Source organism: Listeria rocourtiae FSL F6-920, from assembly GCF_000525975.1.
Lineage (GTDB): Bacteria > Bacillota > Bacilli > Lactobacillales > Listeriaceae > Listeria_A > Listeria_A rocourtiae.
This window is the reverse complement of the sequence record NZ_AODK01000081.1, coordinates 1-2,237: the sequence shown is the minus strand read 5'-3', so window position 1 is coordinate 2,237 and position 2,237 is coordinate 1. Positions and strand designations below refer to the sequence as shown.

The following is a 2,237-nucleotide window of genomic DNA, read 5'->3' as shown; positions in this document are numbered from 1 at the left end:
AAATCCGTCTTCACGGCGCTTGGTAACAGCAGGTCTATTTGCGCTTGCGCTGTGTCGATCGTTGCTTGGGTAGTTGTCGCTTTGATCGCATCGGTTGCTGGATTATTATCTTGATACAACTGATTCACTAAGAAACCAGCAATTAGTTGTTGTTCCTTATCCGCTGCTTCGGCTTCCTTTTTCGCATCGAATTCGGCTTGCGCTTTATCGATATGGGCTTGGAGCTCTGCTTTCTTCGCTGGGTCTGTGACTTTATCCACTTTCGCTTGCGCCGCATCAATGTCCGCTTGCGTCACGGTTTCTTTTATCTTGTTCGCTGGATTATTCCCTTCAAACAACTCATTCACCGCTATATCTACTGCTTTTTGTGCATCCAACAATTCTTGCGCGCGATTTAGTTTATTTTGTAAATCCGTCTTCACGGCACTCGGTAACAGCTTATCAATCTGCGCTTGCGCTTCATCAATGGCTGCTTGATTGGTTGTCGCTTTGATCGCATCGGTTGCTGGATTATTATTTTGATACAACTGATTCACTAAGAAACCAGCAATAGCTTGTTGTCCCTTATCCGCTGCTTCAGCTTCTTTTTTCGCATCGAATTCTGCTTGGGCTTTATCCACGTGCGCTTGCAGTTCCGCAGTTGTGGCTGGATTATCTTTGATAGCATCCACTTTCGCTTGTGCTGCATCAATGTCTGCTTGAGTTATAGTTTCTTTTATCGTGTTCACGGGATTATCCTCTTTAAATAACGCGTTTACACTCGCGATACCTTCGACTATTACTCGTTCCTCTTCTTTTATAGAAACGAGTCTTAAATCTTTCACTTCAAGCTTCACATCTTCATACTGGAGATTCCCTGCAATTGCTTCAAAGACAAGTTCCTTTTTTGCATTATATTTTACATACGTAGTGTATTCTTGAAACTCTGTACTATTTATCATATTGTAGACATACTGATTGTCAAAAAAGGTCATTTTTATCTTTGCACTATTGGGCTTGCTTAACTTTTCTCCGTTAGGTTGAGATGCTCTGGCACTAAAGCGTAACACTAGTGATTCGCTAGAAAGCATATCCACTTTTTGTGTAAATTTTATAGAATTTTCACGTGTATGATAAGGGTCTTCACCTTTTTGATCCCTTGTGGCCGTATAAACAAAACCGCTCCCACCACTGCCTTCCTCCATACTTTTAAATTTACCTATCAATGTAGCCCCACTGCCATCTTTGTAAGTATGCATTAGTTCATTTTCGCCCGTTAGAGACAGTGTAGAATTGCTTTTATTAGGCCAACCTAATTTCCAGTGATCCAATGTTTTATCGGGGTTAATCTTAAATTCCTTGTTTTTTAACAAATTACTGTAATCATACGCCTCGGCTTCCGCTACATCCACCGTGCCTTCTGCTTGCTTCACCGACTGTGCGAATACACTGACTGGTGACATAACTGTTGATGTGGCAATAGATGCCGCTGTGATTGTTGCCAATACTTTTTTTTCTCATTGTTTAATTTCCACCCTTTATAAATTTTCCTGAAACCTTACGCCTAGAAAACTCCCTACGCTTGCCTCTGCCTGTACCCCCTAACTAATCCCTGCCGCCATCATTTGATCTCGTTTGGCTCGTACGGTATTCGTGGAACAGTAACACCAGTCGCTCAATCGATAGACGCCTACATCATCCACATGTAATGGGGTCTCTGTATATTGATTTAACTCGTTTAAAAAGCGCTGGATTCTTTGTTGGGGAGAACTTTTAAATAGCAATGTGGCAAAGTTCAGATGTCCACTCATTTGTTCCACTAGTAACAAGTAAAAATTAGATAGTAGGTTTTCCTGATCCAACAGACAGATAATGTCTTCGCGGTCAAACTCGGCAACCTCACCTCCTTCACATGAAAAAATGGTTTTGTTCATATCGTAAATATATTCTCCTGGTTTCCAAATTTGAGAGCTCTCCTCGCAAACAAAGACACCAGATTTGATATACACGACTTTATGTTCTCGTGTGAAGTAACGCTCTTTCTTCCATACAGAGCTTACATCCGCATCAAGGTGACGTATCAGATAGGTTTGAAACAAATCGTCTTGCACCGCTAATTCATGAAATTCTAAAAAATCCATGCTGCGCTCCCTCCCGTTCTTCTATGCTCTATTATCTTTACTACGGTATTTTATATATTCTTTCATGATTGAACTACATACATATAACTTCTACTTCTCCGAAAAAATATAATACGG

At 40.9% G+C, this 2,237-nt stretch carries 2 protein-coding genes; both read right to left on the bottom strand.

What is annotated here, in order from left to right; all coding sequences use genetic code 11:
* On the bottom strand, positions 1 to 1,484 hold a 1,484-nt coding region (locus PROCOU_RS15745), incomplete at its 3' end, for a toxin Cry1Ac domain D-VI-related protein (RefSeq protein WP_036074324.1).
* Between the two features lie 96 nt (positions 1,485 to 1,580).
* A complete protein-coding gene (locus tag PROCOU_RS15740) occupies positions 1,581 to 2,120 on the bottom strand; it encodes a hypothetical protein (protein WP_036074322.1) in 540 nt (179 codons plus the stop codon).
* Between the last annotated feature and the right edge of the window lie 117 nt (positions 2,121 to 2,237).

Excerpts from the sequence above, each read along its gene's own strand:
- PROCOU_RS15740 (WP_036074322.1), bottom strand. The coding sequence starts at position 2,120 with ATGGATTTTTTAGAATTTCATGAATTAGCGGTGCAAGACGATTTGTTT.